Origin of the sequence: Porphyromonas canoris (genome assembly GCF_000765975.1) — a bacterium.
Taxonomy (GTDB): domain Bacteria; phylum Bacteroidota; class Bacteroidia; order Bacteroidales; family Porphyromonadaceae; genus Porphyromonas_A; species Porphyromonas_A canoris.
On sequence record NZ_JQZX01000012.1, the window covers coordinates 182,200 to 199,999 of the forward strand.

Genomic DNA, 17,800 nt, shown 5'->3' on the forward strand with positions numbered 1-17,800 from the left:
CTGTCTTTATATTCTTAAGCGTTCTGTAGCTGGAATATTACTGTTACTTCGTAACGGCAACGCACCGGAAGACCTGCTTGCTTGCCCGGTTTCCATTTAGGCATTTGCTTCACTACGCGCATCGCTTCTTTGTCCAGAGAAGGCTCGATACCTGTAACGATATGAACATCCACGATAGAACCGTCCTTGTTTACAACGAATCCTACACGAACACGTCCTTGGATTCCATTGTCTGCTGCGATTTGAGGATAAACCAACTTGCTTGCCAACCAAGGGCGAATCTTGTTGTTACCACCGGGAAATTCAGGATCTTCTTCCACAAAGTCGTGGATCTCTTCACTCGCTTGCTCTACCTTACGAACAGATGCAGGAGGAGGAGTAAATGTTACTTCCTGAACTTTGTTCAAGGCATCATCCACGCTGAGAAGCTCTTGGTTTTCTACCTTTACTTCGTCTTCCACTACGTTGATAATATCTGCAACCACTTTTGTATCAGGCGGTGGCAGTTCGGGTGGAGGCGTTTCTTCAGGAGGCGTAATCTCGATCTCTTCTTCTTCTATAAAGGTACTGACTGTAGCAATCTCGTTAAAAACGAGGTCTCTTTTACCCCATTCAAATGCTGTGAATACAGCCGAGAGTGCTACCACAAGCCCCATTAGGAAGAATGTCGACTTGCGACTCTCAAGATTCGCACGAGGCGTTTTCTTTTGTTCCATAGTACTTGTATCTAAATTGTTATTTGTATTTCCTACTGAAAGCACCTTCTGCGTGCTTTGCCAAAGTTAGATATAGTTGAGGATATATGCAAGGATTTTCCGTGTAAGAGTTACTTTTCGGACATGAAACCTTTTCTTAGGATAGTCTGCTTGCGATCGGGTCCTACGGAAACCACAGAGATCGATACTCCCAGATACTCTTCTATGAAGTTCAGATAGGTCTTGAATGCAGCCGGGAACTCCTCTTCTTTTTCCACTTTGGTCATATCTTCCTGCCAGCCATCGAAGATCTTGTAGACAGGAGTAATATCCATTTCAGCGGAGAATGGGAACTGGTCTGTCTCCTTACCGTCTATGATGTAGGATGTGCAGACGTTAATCTCCTCAAACATATCAAGTACATCGCTCTTCATCATGATTAAGTCTGTCACGCCATTAAGCATCACGGAGTAGCGTAGAGCCACAAGGTCGAGCCAGCCACAGCGTCTTTTTCTTCCCGTTACCGAGCCAAACTCATTGCCTTTACGGCACATCTCCTCGCCGGTAGCGTCATGAAGCTCTGTCGGGAACGGGCCGCTTCCAACTCGTGTACAGTATGCCTTGAAGATACCGAATACTTTCCCGATTCTTTTTGGAGAGACTCCCAGTCCGGTACAAGCGCCTGCCGTCACAGTATTAGAGGATGTAACGAACGGATATGAACCGAAATCTATATCCAGCAACGTGCCTTGAGCCCCTTCCGCAAGTATTGCTTTGTTGTTCTGTAAGGCATCGTTGATGAAAAACTCGCTGTCTATGAAGCGAAAACTCTTTAGAAACTCTATTGCATCGAACCACTCTTTGTCCATCGCAGCCGTATCTTGCACGTAGTGCAGAGCCGCCAAGATCTTGAAGTGATCGCTCTTAATCTTATCGTATTTCGCTTTAATGTCAAGTTCGATGTCGCCTACTCGCAATCCGTTACGACTTATCTTATCCGTATAAGTGGGGCCTATGCCTTTGCCGGTAGTACCGATCTTTCCGGCTCCTTTTGCTGCTTCTCTGGCTTGATCCAATAAACGGTGAGTGGGGAGTATGAGATGAGCTTTGCGCGAAATATACAGACACCTCCGAATATCGTGCCCCGACTCCATCAGTGCTTCTGCTTCTTGCTTGAACAATATGGGATCCAACACCACGCCATTGCCTATGATGTTGATCTTGTTACCTTGAAATATGCCGGAAGGAATAGAGCGCAGGACATATTTCTTACCTTCAAACTCCAAAGTGTGTCCGGCATTAGGACCTCCTTGAAAGCGTGCTACCAAATCATATTTGGGCGTAAGAACGTCCACTATTTTGCCTTTTCCTTCGTCTCCCCATTGGAGACCTAAAAGAACATCTACTTGCTGCATAACGTATTTGAGGTTGTTCGTATTGTGATACAAATATAACTATTCTTCCGCAAAGAAACGAAGAATGGAATCTATCTCCGAGGCAAAAAGATTGTCTGCATCGAAATAGCCTTTGAGATGTGTACGGCACTCTTTTGCAAAAGAGGGATTTAGGTCTGAAAGTTTCTCCAGACAGCGTAAAATGAGTACCTGTTCCGTCTCCGAAACCACCTCTGAACAGATGGAGTGTTTTACCCTTTCGATCCACTTTTCGAGGGTGGAAGCAGGAGGCATCACACGCTTTTGCATACTTGACTGAGCCAATAGCAGGTGTGGAATGGAAGCCACAATGCCATCGTGATGAGGCGTATACAGCAGATCATCAACGAGAGTGTAGACGTAAGATTGGTGAACAAGCAGTTCGCGAACGAGCTGCTCCGCCTCTTCCAATGTCTCCACATCTCCGCATCTCTCTACTGCTTGGAGATAGTCAAGCTCTTGGCCTTGCAGCATGAAGATGGATAGTAGAGGAAACTCGCGCACCTCTTTCTGATACCTTAGCAGTTCTATCAGCTCCGGATCCGGCTCCATCGTCTTGGCTATCTCTTTCAAACGAAACAGGGTAACACCGAAGTTTGTTCTGTGTTCGATACCTCCTTTTCTCATGCTCTCTGCCACAACGCCATCCATAGCATTATGCAGTCTTCTTCTGAGCTGTTTGAAGGTGTCGTGATACCTGCCAAGCTCCAGTGTCCGACTCTTTGCACTGTTCGGACTGTCGTTACACAGAGGAAGTGTTCTGTATACTTTGTTGTATCTGTTCATCTGTTCCAGATAGGTCTCGGACGTATCCAGCGTAAACTCCTCCACGCTTCCGTCGGACGAATATCGCGCTTCCATTCTCGGATTGATAAACCCTTTGAATGGGGATAATCGCAGTGCATCGAAGCGTTTTTTTGCAGAAACGTATATCTCGGACGGGACATCCGTGGCGTATGTACGTATAATCTTCTCCGCCTCTTCGTATAACCCTTTGCTCTTGATCTCTTGTATCCGATAGAGCAGATGCCCTATATTCTCTCTCAGCTTCGTGTATGAGTGAATCTCTATAAAGAAATCTCCTGCTTCGTTTTGCTTTAGTTCCAAACAGTCCGCCCCGCATTTGTCCAATAGGTATCGGGCGATGAGCGCTCTGTTTCTCATGTGCGACTCCTGTATCTTTTCCCCTTGTTTCAGACGGGCAAGCTGAATAATGGCTCCGCCGGTAACGTACAGGTCGTACTGTGCCTTATAAGCATCTTCCGGAAGAAGCCCCATCTCCACCAGCTTCGAGTCTGCAATGTAGTACAATGCATACAGGTCCGCCCGTGCCTCTTCTATGGTTGCACTCCACTCTTTAAGGGCATCTTCCGAGACGCCTTCTTCGAGTCTTCCGGAACCGTGACCAAGACACTCGTGAAGATCGGTATGGAGATCATTGGTCAGAGAGCCGAATGTCATGATTCGTCTTCTTACCTCTTCTTTCAGGAAGAAGCTTTCGAGATACTCTCCGGAGTAGAGCGTGCTATCCACTGCATGGGATATGTTCGACAGGGTAACGGACTTGGAGCCGTATCTCTCTCTTATGGTGTTGTTGTTGGGCAGGTTGATTCCGAGAGGAGATGCCGGGTAGCAGTCGCCTCCCAACATCAATGCTTCTATGACGGAAGCCTGAATGCCTTTCACTTCGGGCTTACGATGTGCCGGGCTGACCGGGCTATGCTCCTCGAACCAACGGGCATTATCGGATAGCAGCTTCGTGCGTCGAGAAGCCTCTCTGTCGTAAAGCTGTACCAGACCTTCCCATGTGGCTTTTCTTCCCAAGGGGTCTTGATAAGTCTCTATAAAGCCATTGATGAAGTCGACATCGGTTTTGTCGGGGGAGTGATTGAGCCAAGCCAAAGAATATGCTCTGAAATCTTCATCCGCTCCACTCTTATAGTAGGTCGTGAGCTTCTCTATGATCGCTTTCTCCCGGTCTGTTTCGGCATAGAAGTATGCTGCTCTAAGGGCTGCTACTATCCGTTTGAGAGCCGGAGCATATCTGCCGGAGGTGCTGTATGTCTCTTCATAGAGGTTGTTGTCGGCATTTTTCCTGAGCTTGCTTTGCAGACCCGGAGAGAGTTCCGGACCTTTGGAACGGGCGGAGTAGAACGCTTCGATCTCTTCTGTGGTAATGCCTTTGTCGTAGAAGTTTACCGATGATTCTTCTACGTTTTCGGCTGTCCTTATGGGAGCAAACTCTTTATTGAAGATGTATTCGAGCAGCAACTCTTTATCGAAACCACTATCTCTCCATTCGTTGCGCTTGTTTTCATCGATCTTTTCCCATAGTAAGGAGAGGTAGCGAGAGCTGAAAAGCGGTTCGTGTTTCCTCTCACTGTAATGGTGATGAATACCGGATGTGAAAAGGATTTGCTTGTAGTAGCAGAGCAGAGCATCGTACTCTTCTTTTTCCGTATCCAGGCTCGCAGCTGCGACCATTTCGGAGACAGCCTCTCGGAGGAACAGGTTGTACGGATGGTGTTGATCGAAGAGAATGTCTCGTCCTCTAAGGGTAGCTTCGGAGAGGAAGTAGAGATAGAGCTTTCTCCTGCGGGACAGCTTCGAGAAGCTATCGACATCGTAGCGGAGAATGAGGATGTCTGCAAATTTATCTACTAAAAAGTTGCTCATTGGGGATAAGTGTTAGGTGAAAGATGGAGCCGGTATCGGTTTCGGACCATAAGCGGTACGCTTCTGTTCTCATGGAATGAAAGAGTTGCGATATAGCCTTTCAAAAGATGGTTTGATCCTGTTTATTTTCTCTCCTGAACAGGATAAAAAGTGAAAACCGGATCTTGGTTTGCACTATTCAAGCTTTGAATGGTGTAAGTCGAACCTTGAATGCTGCAAATCATGCTTTGGTTTTGAGAATTGTTGCTGTTCAGAAGAGTTTGTTTACGAGTTAAAAAGAACTTTCAAACGGGTTCAAAATCTTTTTGAAAGGGGGTAATATGGCAGAGCCTTTTCTATTGTTTCTTCTCCTGCCCCTACTCTCCTCACAAAATGAGACGGATTGATAAGGCGCTACCGCTCTTAAATCTTTGTGTCAGATGATTCTGTCCGATATGTTCTCACATTCAAGAGGCTGTGTCAAGACAATATCCCGACACAGCCTCCCGATATAAGAATGTCTGCAGGATCAGAATAGATATGCCGCAGATATGGTTATTGTCTTGTTTTTGTTGTTGTAGAAGTTTTCTATGAGTGCACTTGTGCCGGTGTACTGATAGTTGCTCTTGAACGGAGCTTCGTATTGAGCGGTGATTTGTAGCTTCTCGAACAACTCGATACCCATACCGGCTTGGAATCCGAAGCTTGCCTTGTTGAACTTAACTTCGTTGAACGACTGTGTTTTGAGCTGGTCGAAGTTGTTGCTGATAGAGTAAGCAAAGTTGGGCCCGGCAAACAAAATCACTCCGAAATTCTCAAAGAAGTCCAGTTTGACCTTTGCATTCAAAGGGATGATCAAGAGGTCTTCGCGAATTTTTTCTGTTGCATCTTTGCTCTTGTCGAAGATGTTTGCTCCTTTTCTGGAGTAGAGAAGAGCCGCATCTGCATACAATGGCAAGAATGGCACTCCCACCTCGACACCCAAACCTGCATGAGCAGAAAGTATATCTTGTGCTTTAATATCCAATGGCTTGTTTGGGAACTGAGAGAAATTGGCTCCCGCCTTTACAAAAATGTCTATCTGAGCAGATGCCGCCACAGGCAAGGCGAAAGCAAGAAGTGCTACGAGAGTAAGTAATCTTTTTTTCATGATAAAATACACTGTTTTAAGGGTTAGAAATTTCTGTTTTTATAGTTAATACTAAACGTCTCCGCCCACTACGCTCTCTACCTCTTCCGAAGAAAGTATTCCGTTCATGAGAGCATAAAACGTGAGACCGGACACGGTCTTTATTCCCAGTTTTGTGGTGATGTTTTTGCGGTGAGTCATCACCGTATTCATACTGATGTCCAAGAGATCTGCTATCTCTTTGTTGGTGCGTCCGAGGGATACCTCTTTCAAGACCTCCATTTCGCGGAGAGAGAGATCCTTTGCCATGTTTGGAGAGTAAAGCCTCCGCTTGAGAGTTTGAACCAATGCGCTCCTGATCTCTCCGGCATCCCACTGAGTACATATCCCTTGTATATCTTCCGGAGAGTCCGGAAGCGGAACTCTGTTGGTGTAGACCGGCACGATACGAAACTTGCGACCTCGTAGAGCCTCCTCGTTAAGAACCAGCTGCGTGTCCTCCATATAGACGATGTCGTACCTTTCGATGTCCGATGCGAAGAAGATCTGAAAGCTGTCGAACGTGTCTATGAGGCATCTTTCCCCGACAGAGCGCAGTATAAACTCAAGCCCCGCCCTGCGGAGGGTCTCGGAAATTACTATCGCTACGTATGTCTTGGATGATGCCATGTGAGGTTCTCTCCTATTTTATATGCTCTACACCCAACTCTGCTTCCATGGCTCGCAGCATGGGGAAGAAGAGTCGGCGTCTTAGTCTGTTGTTGCACGCGAGATCTTTTTCGATCATGACGAGGCTGAACAGCACGGCATAGCTTAAGTTGTCGTTGAACTCGCCGGATAAGTGCTTAATCATCACTTCCTGAATATCGCTTATCAGCTCTTCGCTCTTATCTGTCGTCTCTTCGGACGGAGTGCCGAGAGTGATACGTTTGATATCCTGTCCGAGTCTCTCGTTAAGAGCCCTGAAGTGGGGGAGAAGCACTTCTGTATCGTGGGCTATCCGTTTTAAGAGCAACTCTTTGAACTCTCCCAAAAATCTTGACAAGAGCTTTAGCGAAGGATTGTCGTTGCTGTCGCGCAATAGAGGAGACATATGTACCTCTATATTGGGTATCTGTGCATCAATATAGAAAGCATTTGTCCTTGCAAGGTAGTCCGCCATCATTTGAGGATAGAACGGAGAGAGTCTGACCTTCTTCAGGTATGAGGGGTCTATGTAGCTGTTTGCAATGTGAAGGAAGGACTCTATATCTATTCCTTTTTCTTCGCATACAGCCTTCATACTCTTGTCTCCCAATCCGAGACGTATCCCAAATCGGTTAAGCATGGGAAGCAGTATGACGTGCTGCCTTACCACGTTGCTGAGTACACTGTTTTCTTGTATGAGTATGGTAGTCATCGGTCTGTTTCCGGCATAAAGTGGTACTATATACCATTCCAAAGATAGGAAAAACAAGCAATATTAGGCTATAAACGGGGCTTTTAATGCCCACAAGATGAGTGATACGGCTGTTTTTACTCTTTCCTCTGCCGGTTTAGGCTGCAAGTTCATCGGAGGAAAGGCTTGTTTTTTATCCAAACTTGTAACTTTACATCCGAAATAGATAAAAAACTTTAATAGAGATAATGTCCCCGAATAATGCTAAGCCGTATCAGCCGCAGTCGCTGAGAGAACGACTCTTTATCCTTATAGAAAAAGGAGAGTGTGGCAACAGATGGAGCCATGCCTACGATATTTTTATGGTCATAGCCATAATGGTGAGCATCGTACCCCTTATGTTCATGACGAATTATCCGATATTCCGGCAGATGGAGCTGGTAACCGTCTGCATCTTTATCGTGGACTATGTGCTGCGTTGGAGTACTGCCGATCTTAAACTGAAGAGAGGTGGATGGTCTTTCCTTATCTATCCTTTTACCATCATGGCTATTGTGGATCTTCTCTCCATACTGCCGGCTTTGGCTATATTCTCTCCTGCGTTGAAGGTTTTCAGGCTTTCCCGTCTGGTGCGGATATTCCGGCTGTTTAAGTTTTTCCGATATACGGATAAGCTTGCCATCTTTCTGAATGTGCTGAAAAAGGAGAAGAAAGTGCTGCTCTCTGTGCTGGTGATAGCTCTTTTCTATATCTTCCTTACTGCTCTGGTGATGTTCAACACGGAGCCGTATATCAATCCGAAAACTGGAGAACCGACATTCTCTTCTTTCTTTGATGCTCTTTACTGGGCGACCGTAACCCTTACCACCGTAGGATATGGCGATCTCTGTCCCGTGACGGAAATGGGAAGAGCCATCAGTATGTTGTCTTCCCTGTTTGGTGTGGCTATTATTGCTCTGCCGTCGGGTGTGATAACAGCGAGCTATTTGGACGAGCTTAGAAAAGAGCGGGATTCGGAATAACGTTTTTTGTTTTGCCGATACTTTGGGGCAGAAAGAGGATCGTCGCTTTTCGTAGACAGGTATCTTCCGGACGTTTTGCTCATTTGATATAAAATAAAAAGGAGAAGATTTCAAGCGAAATCTTCTCCTTTTATATTATAAATGTCTTTATTCTTTTTAGCTGAGGAATCCGAGCAGAATACCGGCGGCTACGGCAGAGCCGATGACTCCGGCAACATTGGGTCCCATAGCGTGCATGAGCAGATAGTTGGTGTCGTCATACTCCAATCCGACATGGTTCGATATACGAGCAGAGTCCGGAACGGCAGATACTCCGGCATTGCCGATGAGAGGGTTTATCTTGTTGTCCCCTTTTAGGAAAAGGTTGAAGAACTTGACAAACAATATCCCTGCACAAGTTGCAAGCATAAAGGAGAACGCTCCAAGCCCAAAGATAAGAACAGACTGTGTGGATAGAAATTGAGATGCTTGCGTTGAAGCACCCACGGTAACACCAAGCAAAATCGTTACAACGTCAATAAGCGGTCCTCTTGCAGTCTCTGCCAATCTTCTTGTAACACCGCTCTCTTTAAGGAGATTGCCGAAGAACAGCATTCCTAACAAGGGAAGTCCGGAGGGAACAATAAAGGTAGTGAGCAACAGACCAATGATAGGGAAGAGGACTTTTTCCGTATGAGAGACCTGACGTGGAGGCTTCATGCGTATAAGACGCTCCTTTGATGTCGTGAGCATACGCATGAATGGAGGCTGGATAAGCGGTACCAACGCCATGTAAGAGTAGGCGGACACCGCAATGGCTCCAAGCAGATTCGGAGCTAACTTTGAAGCAAGAAAGATCGCAGTAGGACCATCTGCTCCTCCGATGATACCGATGGCTCCGGCTTGATGCGGTTCAAAACCGAAAGCTAAAGCCAAGGCATATGCTCCGAAAATACCAAACTGAGCCGCAGCTCCAATCAAAATAAGCTTGGGATTGGAGATAAGAGCAGAGAAGTCCGTCATTGCCCCGATGCCCAAGAATATAAGAGGAGGATACCACCCCTGTCTAACCCCTTGATAGAGGATATTCAGTACCGAACCCTCTTCGTAGATACCTATCTGTAAACCGGCTTCTTCATTGAATGGAATATTGCCAATGAGCATCCCGAAACCTATCGGGATGAGCAGAAGAGGCTCCCACTCATATTTGATGCCTAAAAAGATGAAAAGCAATCCGAATGACAACATTACAAAATGCTGCCATGTGGCATTCGCAAACCCCGTATTGCTTATAAACATATCGAGGCTGCTGCTAAGCACATCTAAGAATGCTTCAAACATGAGAGCTTATTATGAAATAGTAACGAGGGTATGACCTTCTTGGATGCTTTCGCCTTTAGCCACATTGATAGATGCGACAACACCGTCTCTGTCCGCTTTGATGTCGTTCTCCATCTTCATTGCTTCCAAGACAAGAAGCTTTTGCCCTTTTTTCACAGCATCTCCCACATTGCAGGTAATATCCAATATTACTCCCGGAAGAGGAGATTTAACGGCATGACCTGAGCCTGACGCTGCAGGAGCAGGAGCAGGAGCCGCAGGAGCAGGAGCCGGTTGAGGTGCAGGTGCTGCAACGGGAGCCGGAGCTGCTTTAGGTGTTGGAGCCGGAGCGGAAGCCGGTTGAGGTGCAGGCGGTGCTGCTTGCTTGCCTTCCTTAGTTATGGTATATGGTGTGCCATTTACACTAACGGCTACTTCGTTACCTTTAGTCTCTCCAATGGTTACTTCGTATTCCTTACCATTGATAGTGTATTTGTAAGTTTGCATTGTTCTGTATTCTTTGAGTGTAAATTTATTATAGGTCTTTCCTCTATCTGTTCGGGCAGATAGACGGACTCTTCCAAGCGTTCTATTATCTTGGGTACTGTCTCATGGTTTGTATTTTAGAACTCCACGGAGAATAGGCTCTCTTAGCCGGAGAGATAGTGATCCGACCATTTTTCTCGTAGCCTGACTCGAAGTGTTCATACATAGCCATCGCAATAGCTGCATAGACAGCGTCGTCCGCTTTTCCCTTACAAGGCGTTGGCTTGATGCCCGCATCCGACATGTCTTTGACATTTCTTCTTCCTTCCTGATTGCGAGTAAAAGATTTCCCCACAGGCTTAAACACAAGGAAGAAGACTATAAGTGCTAAAAATACTACTAACATAGATATTACTATTATTGCGACACCGTAAGGGTCATTGACCTTTAAGTTTTCCACTTTGGTATTGGTATCCAAAGTAACGTTATTGGTGTCCGGAGTTGTTTTTTTAAGTTCAGACCATCCGGGCTTACCGTCTACCGTTCTTCCGTAACTGATATCCGCTTTTTGCCCGGCAGGTATCATTATTTCGTCTATAAGAGTTTTGCCATCGGCGTCATAGAGGGCAAGATAGTTCGGTTGATCTGTTTTTAACGTAAAATTGACATGAAATGTCCCTTTTTCCGGAGAGTTATCAGCCCAGAAAAGAGTGTGCTGAAATGGAGCGATCTTTGTTTTTACGTCTCCTCTCGGAATAGGATATTTCTTAGGATTGCTTTGATCATCAGTCAGAAAGCAACCTCCTATGTTTACCGTTCCTGCGGAGTTGTTGTATATTTCTATCCAAGCACTCCTGTTGCCGTAACCGTCAATAAAGTTTGTTTCATTAACTACCAGCACTTCATTCAGACGCAGAGCTTTCACGCTCTGAGCCGATATAGTCAAAGGAAAGATAAAACATAGGAGAAGGAGCGTACTCCTGATGAAAAGTTTATTCATCTTGCAAGAATTCATGTCTGAAGATAGAGTACATTATAGCGGAATGTTGTCGTGTTTCTTCGCCGGGTTGTACACTTTCTTTGTTTGAAGCTGCTTCAATGCTCTTACGATGCGGAAGCGAGTATTTGCAGGCTCGATAACATCGTCGATGTAACCGTAAGATGCAGCATTGTATGGGTTTGCAAATGCATTGCGATACTCTGCTTCTTTTTCTTGTGCAGCCAATGCCGGATCGCTTGCAGCAGCAACTTCTTTCGCAAAGATCACTTCAACAGCTCCCGATGGACCCATTACGGCGATTTCCGCAGAAGGCCAAGCGTAGTTGATATCACCGCGCAAGTGTTTAGAGCTCATTACGATATAAGCACCGCCATACGCTTTGCGAAGAATGATTGTAATCTTAGGCACGGTAGCTTCTCCGTAAGCATAAAGAATCTTTGCCCCGTGAGTGATGACGCCGTTGTACTCTTGACCGGTACCCGGAAGGAATCCAGGAACGTCCACAAGCGTAACAAGAGGAATATTGAAAGCATCGCAGAAGCGAACGAAACGAGCACCCTTGCGAGACGCGTTACAGTCCAAACTACCCGCCATCACCTTTGGTTGGTTGGCAATGATACCTACACTCTGACCGCCGAAGCGAGCAAAACCAACGATGATATTCTGCGCGTAGTCTTTGTGTACTTCAAGAAACTCACCATTATCCACGATAGCACCGATCACGTCATACATATCGTATGCACGGTTAGGAGAGTCCGGAATGATGTGGTTCAACGCATCTTCCATTCTGTTTACAGGGTCGGTGCATTCGATAGCCGGAGCATCCTCCATGTTGTTTTGCGGCATGAAGCTGAGAAGATGGCGGATAAGATTTAGTCCTTCCTCTTCTGTATCCACTGCGAAGTGTGCCACGCCCGACTTGGTTGTATGAACATCTGCTCCACCAAGCTCTTCTTGTGTTACATCTTCATACGTTACGGTCTTAACCACTTTAGGACCGGTAAGGAACATATAGCTTGTTCCGCGGCACATGATATTGAAGTCGGTAAGAGCTGGAGAGTAAACCGCACCACCGGCACAAGGACCGAAGATGGCAGATATTTGAGGTACCACACCGGAAGCAAGGATATTGCGTTGGAATATCTCTGCATATCCTGCAAGAGCGTTTACGCCTTCTTGGATACGTGCACCGCCTGAGTCGTTAAGACCGATAACGGGAGCCCCCATCTTCATAGCCATATCCATCACCTTACAGATCTTAGCAGCAAGCATTTCAGAGAGTGCACCGCCAAATACGGTAAAGTCTTGAGCAAAGATGTAAACCAGTCTGCCGTCTATTGTACCGGAGCCTACCACTACACCATCACCGAGAAACTTTGTTTTATCTATACCAAAGTTCGAGCATCTGTGCTGTACGAACATATCGAACTCCTCGAAACTTCCTTCATCCAAAAGGAGTGCTATACGTTCGCGAGCAGTATATTTTCCACGAGCATGCTGGCTTTCGATACGTTTTTCGCCGCCGCCCAGGCGAGCTGTATTTCTTTTCTCGATAAGCTCTCTTATCTTGTCTAACTGAGTACTCATTCTAAATTTCGTGTTTATTTTGTTTGTCTTTCTGATCTAAAAGTTTCGGCTCTTCGCGGAGTATTATTCGCAAGAGCAGCAAAGCTCCGTAAGTACGCCTCTTGTACTTTTCGGGTGAAGGAATGCGATGTTTAGACCTTCTGCTCCTTTACGGGCTTTCTTGTCGATGAGCTGGACACCTTTTTCTTCCAACAGTGGCAGCTCTGCATTCACATCGGCTACAGAGAATGCAATGTGGTGGATACCTTCTCCTTTTTTCTCTATGAACTTCGCAATAGTACTGTCTTCTGAGGTTGGTTCAAGAAGCTCTATCTTGGTTTGTCCTACCTTGAAGAAAGCGGTTTTTACTTTTTGGTCTTCTACTACTTCGATGTTGTAGCACTTTAGACCCAAGACTCCCTCGTAGTATGGAAGAGAATCTTCGATGCTCTTAACGGCAATACCCAAGTGCTCAATGTGAGAAATATTCATAATGAAATGTATAAGTGTTTGTGTATAAATCTTGCTTACATTATTCTATTATGCAAATATAGAACATTATCTTTATTAGGACAATTTTTTAAGAGAGTCCGATTTTATTGGCAAATGTATCACTTTCGAGTCTTCCTTGCTGCTCGTTGTTCGGGGGTATAAAAGTCATTCGGCGAGTCTCACACAGTTTATCAGGTGAGACTCGCCGAATATTTCTTTCCACTTATAAGTGTTTGATGAGCAGCTTCACGTTATAGCTTTTTAAGTTCTACTGTGAAGTGACGCATCACGGGTTGTTCAAAAGTTATCTCATATCCTTTTGTGATGCTTTCCCTGCGGTCATATACATTTTTCACTGCTGCGGCAATCACATCCATGTGGTTGTTTGTATATGTACGGCGAGGTATTGCAAGACGAAGCAGTTCAAGCTCCGGGTATCTGTTCTCTTTGGTTTCAGGATCCCGGTCTGCAAGGATGGCACCGATCTCCACACCGCGTATTCCGGCTTCCAGATAGAGTTCCACTCCCAGTGTTTGGGCTACGAACTCTTCACGAGGCAGTTGAGGAAGGATCTTTTTGGCATCAAGGAAGATGGCGTGTCCGCCTGCCGGGCGTTGATAAGGTATGCCATACTCATCGAGTTTTGCCGCAAGATATTGCACCTGACGTATTCTGGTGTCGAGAGTATCGAATTGAGTGCCTTCGTCCAAGCCTACTGCCAAGGCAGCCATATCTCGTCCACTCATACCACCGTAGGTGATATATCCTTCGTTCATAATACAGAACATCTGGCATCTTTTCCATAGCTCTTCGTTCTTGAAAGCCACGAAACCGCCCATGTTTACGATAGCGTCTTTCTTGCTGGACATGGTCATCATGTCCGCATAAGAGAACATTTCGCGCACGATCTCTTTGATGCTCTTGTCCGCATAGCCCTCTTCTCTTGTCTTGATGAAGTAAGCATTTTCCGCAAAGCGTGCAGAGTCCAACAGCAATGGAATATCATACTTGCGGCAGAGGTTGTGCACGTCGCGTATATTCTTCATAGATACGGGCTGACCGCCTGCCGTGTTGTTGGTTACCGTAAGTACCACGCAAGGGATCTTCTCTTTAGGGTTGTTTGCCAATACCTTTTCCAGCTTTTCCAAGTCTACTTCTCCCTTGAACGGAAGCTCAAGCTCTGTCTGTGCTGCCGCTGATATGGTACAGTCTACGGCATGAGCCTTGCGGTATTCTATATGACCTTTTGTGGTGTCAAAGTGAGAGTTGCCCGGAAGATAGTCGCCCTCTTTTACGATTGTAGAGAAAAGCACGTTCTCTGCTGCGCGTCCCTGGTGAGTAGGTAAGAAGTAAGGGAATCCGAGGATCTTTTTGATAGCTTCTTTCAGCTCGAAATAGCTTTCTGCTCCGGCATAGCTTTCGTCTCCCATCATCATGGCAGACCATTGGCGGTTGCTCATTGCTCCGGTACCGGAGTCTGTAAGGAGGTCGATGAAAACGTGTTTACTGCTTAGCTTGAAGAGGTTATACTTCGCCTCTTTAATCCATTGTTCACGCTCTTCACGAGTCGATCTGTGGATCGGCTCAACCATTTTGATGCGGTAAGATTCTGCAAATGGTATTTCCATAACTTTCTTGTGTTATATCGTTAAATATGGTACATAATTCAGTATTCGACTCCATTTCGGGAAGCGCTCCGTTCTCTCCGCTTTGGGCCATAACTGTTGCCGAACCGGAGAGATCCGTTTCCCAAAATCGGGATAAATTTAGGTATTATTTTTTTGTCATGCAAACTCTGAAATTTTGTTGAAAAATCAAAACTCGCCGACCCTTTCATTTTTATATATTCCATACCGAAAATGGTCGTCTTTTCCCCTCTCTCTATTTTGATCCGACACCTCATTTTTAGAGGGTAAGGGAATAGTTAAAATCACCTCATTTTATTAACACAAATTCCGATACCTGCTAAGCCAAAACGCTAAACGAGCATATTTTGTCGGCTTAACGTGTTTAATTTTTCAATGAACACGTTTACTGATTTCATTTAATACGTTTACCGGATTCAATTAACGTGTTTAGAGTTTTTGCTTACTCTGTTGATAATTAGTGTTTTAATGGTTTTTGCCCTTAGGTGTCGGTTTTTGGGGTGATTTTTGCATTAAGATCCATTCACACTCAATCCTTCATATTTTGAAGTTTATTAACGCGAAAATGGCACTTGAAAGCGACCAAAGGGAGAAAAGTTCTCAAATTCAATAAATTCGCGAATCTGTTGGTTTATAGGTTTTTATCTCTTTTCTTAAGGCGTGGGCGCAATTTGAGGAGAAGATGAGCCGGTCGGAAAAAATGGCTTCATCTCCCTGTTTTTATATAAAAGTGCACTTTGCCGGAGCATCTTTCCCTTATGCCCTTTTTTCTTCTTAATAGTATTCGCTTTGTTCGTTCCCCTAAAACGTTTTATATTTACATGGATATTTTAATCTCTTTTTAGCGAAAGAGATCTCCAAAGAAATAGTAGAACCAATTTAGTTAAGGACCTATGAGACGATTAAATGCAATCTTGCTTGCGACTTTCGCTTTACTGCTTTCTGCTTGTGCCGGACAGAATAAGTGCGGCACGGATAAGTCGGAGGCGGCAACCTCTATCACTATGGAACAGATACAGAAAACGACAGACACCCTAAAGATGTTGCACGGGAAGTCCTCCTTGTTCAGAATAGAGCGTGGAGTCTCTCAAGTGGCGGCATTGTGGCGTGCCGAAGATGGCACAGCCGAAGAGTTTGAGGCTTTTTGCCGCAAAATGTTTGTGGCGGATGAGGCAGAACTTTCCGGGCTGTACGATACTCTGGAGCGCAACTTTGAAGTTATGATCGGACACTTTCATAAGATAGACTCTCACCTGAAACGCCCTTTGCACGTATCGGGACCTGCCACAACGGAGGTGGATATGCTCTTTGGCTACTACGATGTGTACTCACACCTGGATGACGATATGTTCTCCGGGAAGGTGGCATTCGTTACGGCACTCAACTTCCCATTCTATACGCTCGAAGAGAAGAGCCGTCTGGGAGAGAGCTGGAGCAGGAGAGAGTGGGCTTATGCACGGATGGGAGACCGCTTTATCTCTCGCGTGCCGGCATCCATAAAGCAAGGGCAGTCCAAGGTTCTTACCGAGAACGACACCTATATAGCCGAATACAATATCGTAATGGGCAACCTTGTGGACGAAAACGGGCAGAGACTCTTCCCCGAAGATATGAAGCTCATATCCCATTGGGGGTTGAGAGACGAGCTTAAATCCAACTACGCGAACAAAGAGCAAGGTCTCACCAAACAGCGGATGATCTACCAAGTGATGAAGCGAATAATAGATCAGACCCTGCCTGAAAACGTCGTGGGCAATGAGGAGCTGCTTTGGGAGCCTTACAGCAATAAGATCGTGGATGCTTCCGGAGCCGATGTGGCAGCGAAAAGTTCGGATGATATGCGTTACGTGGCACTGCTCAATAATTTTCTTTCCTCAAAAGCTCTGGACCCTTACTTCCCTCACTATCCCACCCAGATAGACAGAGCCATAGATCGGGATATGGAGATCCCGCTGGCTGAGGTTAAGTCGCTCTTCATCAGTCTGCTTACATCGCCTCAGGTGAGAGAGGTGGCATCGTTCATTGCAGAGCGACTCGGTCGTCCGTTGGAGCCTTTCGATATTTGGTACGATGGATTCAAACCTCGCGGAACCATGTCCGAAGATGAGCTTACAAAGATCACTTCCAAGCTCTATCCCAATCCGGATGCTCTCAAAGCAGATCTGCCTCATATCCTTGTAAAGCTCGGCTGGACACCGGAAGAGGCTGAGCGTATCACTTCACTGATTGTGGTAGATCCTTCAAGAGGTGCCGGACACGCCATGGGCTCTATGATGAGAGGCGATGTAGCCCGACTTCGTACAAGAATAGGGGAGAAAGGGATGGACTACAAAGGCTACAACATTGCCGTACACGAGTTCGGACACAACGTCGAACAGACCATTTCGATGAACGATGTCGACTATTATATGCTCAACGGCGTACCCAACACCGGCTTTACAGAGGCTCTTGCTTTCTTGTTTCAGCTGAAAGATCTTCAGCTGCTCGGATTGCAGACCATTTCGGAAGAGGATATGTACTATATGGCTCTCGATAAGTTTTGGAGCTGTTACGAGATCATGGGTGTGTCGCTCGTGGATATTGCGGTATGGGAGTGGATGTATGCCAACCCCGAAGCCTCTCCGGCAGAGCTCAAAGAGGCGCTCTTGAAGATCGCCAAAGAGGTTTGGAACAGCTACTATGCCGACATACTCGGAGGAAAAGACGAGACCCTGCTGGGAATTTATTCTCACATGTTGGTCTATCCGCTCTATTTGCCGAACTATTCCGTAGGGCATCTTATCAACTTCCAGATAGAAAAATACATGGGAGATAAGAACTTGGCAAAAGAGGTACAGCGGATGTTCTCTGTGGGACGAATACTTCCGAATCATTGGATGAAGCATGCCGTAGGTGCTCCCATATCTACTGAACCGATCCTGACATCCACTTCGGAGGCCTTGCGTGTCTTGAGAAAATAAATCGGGACATCGTAGGCTTTTTCCGCTATCTTTGCAGAG

At 45.9% G+C, this 17,800-nt stretch carries 14 protein-coding genes; 2 read left to right on the forward strand and 12 right to left on the reverse strand.

The features are described from left to right. Positions 1-14 precede the first annotated feature (14 nt). From HQ29_RS07245 to HQ29_RS07270, 6 genes are all read right to left on the reverse strand, one after another. Complete coding sequence (locus HQ29_RS07245) at positions 15-716, reverse strand: energy transducer TonB (protein WP_036789989.1); 702 nt, start codon at positions 714-716, stop codon at positions 15-17. 110 nt (positions 717-826) lie between these two features. Further along, positions 827-2,110: an adenylosuccinate synthase gene (locus HQ29_RS07250; RefSeq protein WP_036868754.1), complete on the reverse strand. Its 1,284-nt coding sequence runs from the start codon at positions 2,108-2,110 to the stop codon at positions 827-829. Positions 2,111-2,149: 39 nt separating this feature from the next. Next, positions 2,150-4,804, reverse strand: a complete 2,655-nt coding sequence (locus HQ29_RS07255) for a dipeptidyl-peptidase 3 family protein (protein ID WP_052089949.1) — start codon at positions 4,802-4,804, stop codon at positions 2,150-2,152. 508 nt (positions 4,805-5,312) lie between these two features. Then, positions 5,313-5,933: an outer membrane beta-barrel protein gene (locus HQ29_RS07260; RefSeq protein ID WP_036789995.1), complete on the reverse strand. Its 621-nt coding sequence runs from the start codon at positions 5,931-5,933 to the stop codon at positions 5,313-5,315. A 51-nt stretch (positions 5,934-5,984) separates the two neighbouring features. Continuing rightward, on the reverse strand, positions 5,985-6,581 hold the full coding sequence (locus tag HQ29_RS09955) for a LuxR C-terminal-related transcriptional regulator (RefSeq protein WP_052089951.1): 597 nt from the start codon (positions 6,579-6,581) through the stop codon (positions 5,985-5,987). Between the two features lie 13 nt (positions 6,582-6,594). Beyond that, complete coding sequence (locus tag HQ29_RS07270; protein ID WP_036868755.1) at positions 6,595-7,311, reverse strand: hypothetical protein; 717 nt, start codon at positions 7,309-7,311, stop codon at positions 6,595-6,597. 227 nt (positions 7,312-7,538) lie between these two features. Between HQ29_RS07270 and HQ29_RS07275 the strand changes: the two genes are divergently transcribed. Next, entirely contained in the window at positions 7,539-8,312 is a 774-nt protein-coding gene (locus tag HQ29_RS07275; RefSeq protein ID WP_052089953.1) for an ion transporter, read from the forward strand. Between the two features lie 156 nt (positions 8,313-8,468). On the opposite strand, the gene HQ29_RS07280 is transcribed toward HQ29_RS07275, so the two are convergent. The 6 genes from HQ29_RS07280 to HQ29_RS07305 form a co-directional block, all read right to left on the reverse strand. Next, entirely contained in the window at positions 8,469-9,632 is a 1,164-nt protein-coding gene (locus HQ29_RS07280; protein WP_036790005.1) for a sodium ion-translocating decarboxylase subunit beta, read from the reverse strand. A 9-nt stretch (positions 9,633-9,641) separates the two neighbouring features. After that, positions 9,642-10,118, reverse strand: a complete 477-nt coding sequence (locus HQ29_RS07285; RefSeq protein WP_036868759.1) for a biotin/lipoyl-containing protein — start codon at positions 10,116-10,118, stop codon at positions 9,642-9,644. A gap of 85 nt (positions 10,119-10,203) precedes the next feature. Then, positions 10,204-11,097 (reverse strand): OadG family transporter subunit, encoded by an 894-nt coding sequence (locus tag HQ29_RS07290; RefSeq protein ID WP_036868761.1) that lies wholly within the window; start codon positions 11,095-11,097, stop codon positions 10,204-10,206. Positions 11,098-11,130: 33 nt separating this feature from the next. Beyond that, positions 11,131-12,684 carry an acyl-CoA carboxylase subunit beta gene (locus HQ29_RS07295; RefSeq protein WP_036844806.1) on the reverse strand — a complete coding sequence of 518 codons (1,554 nt, stop codon included), beginning with the start codon at positions 12,682-12,684 and terminating at the stop codon, positions 11,131-11,133. Positions 12,685-12,747: 63 nt separating this feature from the next. After that, entirely contained in the window at positions 12,748-13,155 is a 408-nt protein-coding gene (gene mce / locus HQ29_RS07300; protein WP_036790014.1) for a methylmalonyl-CoA epimerase, read from the reverse strand. Positions 13,156-13,406: 251 nt separating this feature from the next. Then, complete coding sequence (locus HQ29_RS07305) at positions 13,407-14,783, reverse strand: tryptophanase (RefSeq protein ID WP_036864904.1); 1,377 nt, start codon at positions 14,781-14,783, stop codon at positions 13,407-13,409. A gap of 911 nt (positions 14,784-15,694) precedes the next feature. Between HQ29_RS07305 and HQ29_RS07315 the strand changes: the two genes are divergently transcribed. After that, a complete protein-coding gene (locus HQ29_RS07315; RefSeq protein WP_036864901.1) occupies positions 15,695-17,761 on the forward strand; it encodes a gluzincin family metallopeptidase in 2,067 nt (688 codons plus the stop codon). Positions 17,762-17,800 lie beyond the last annotated feature (39 nt).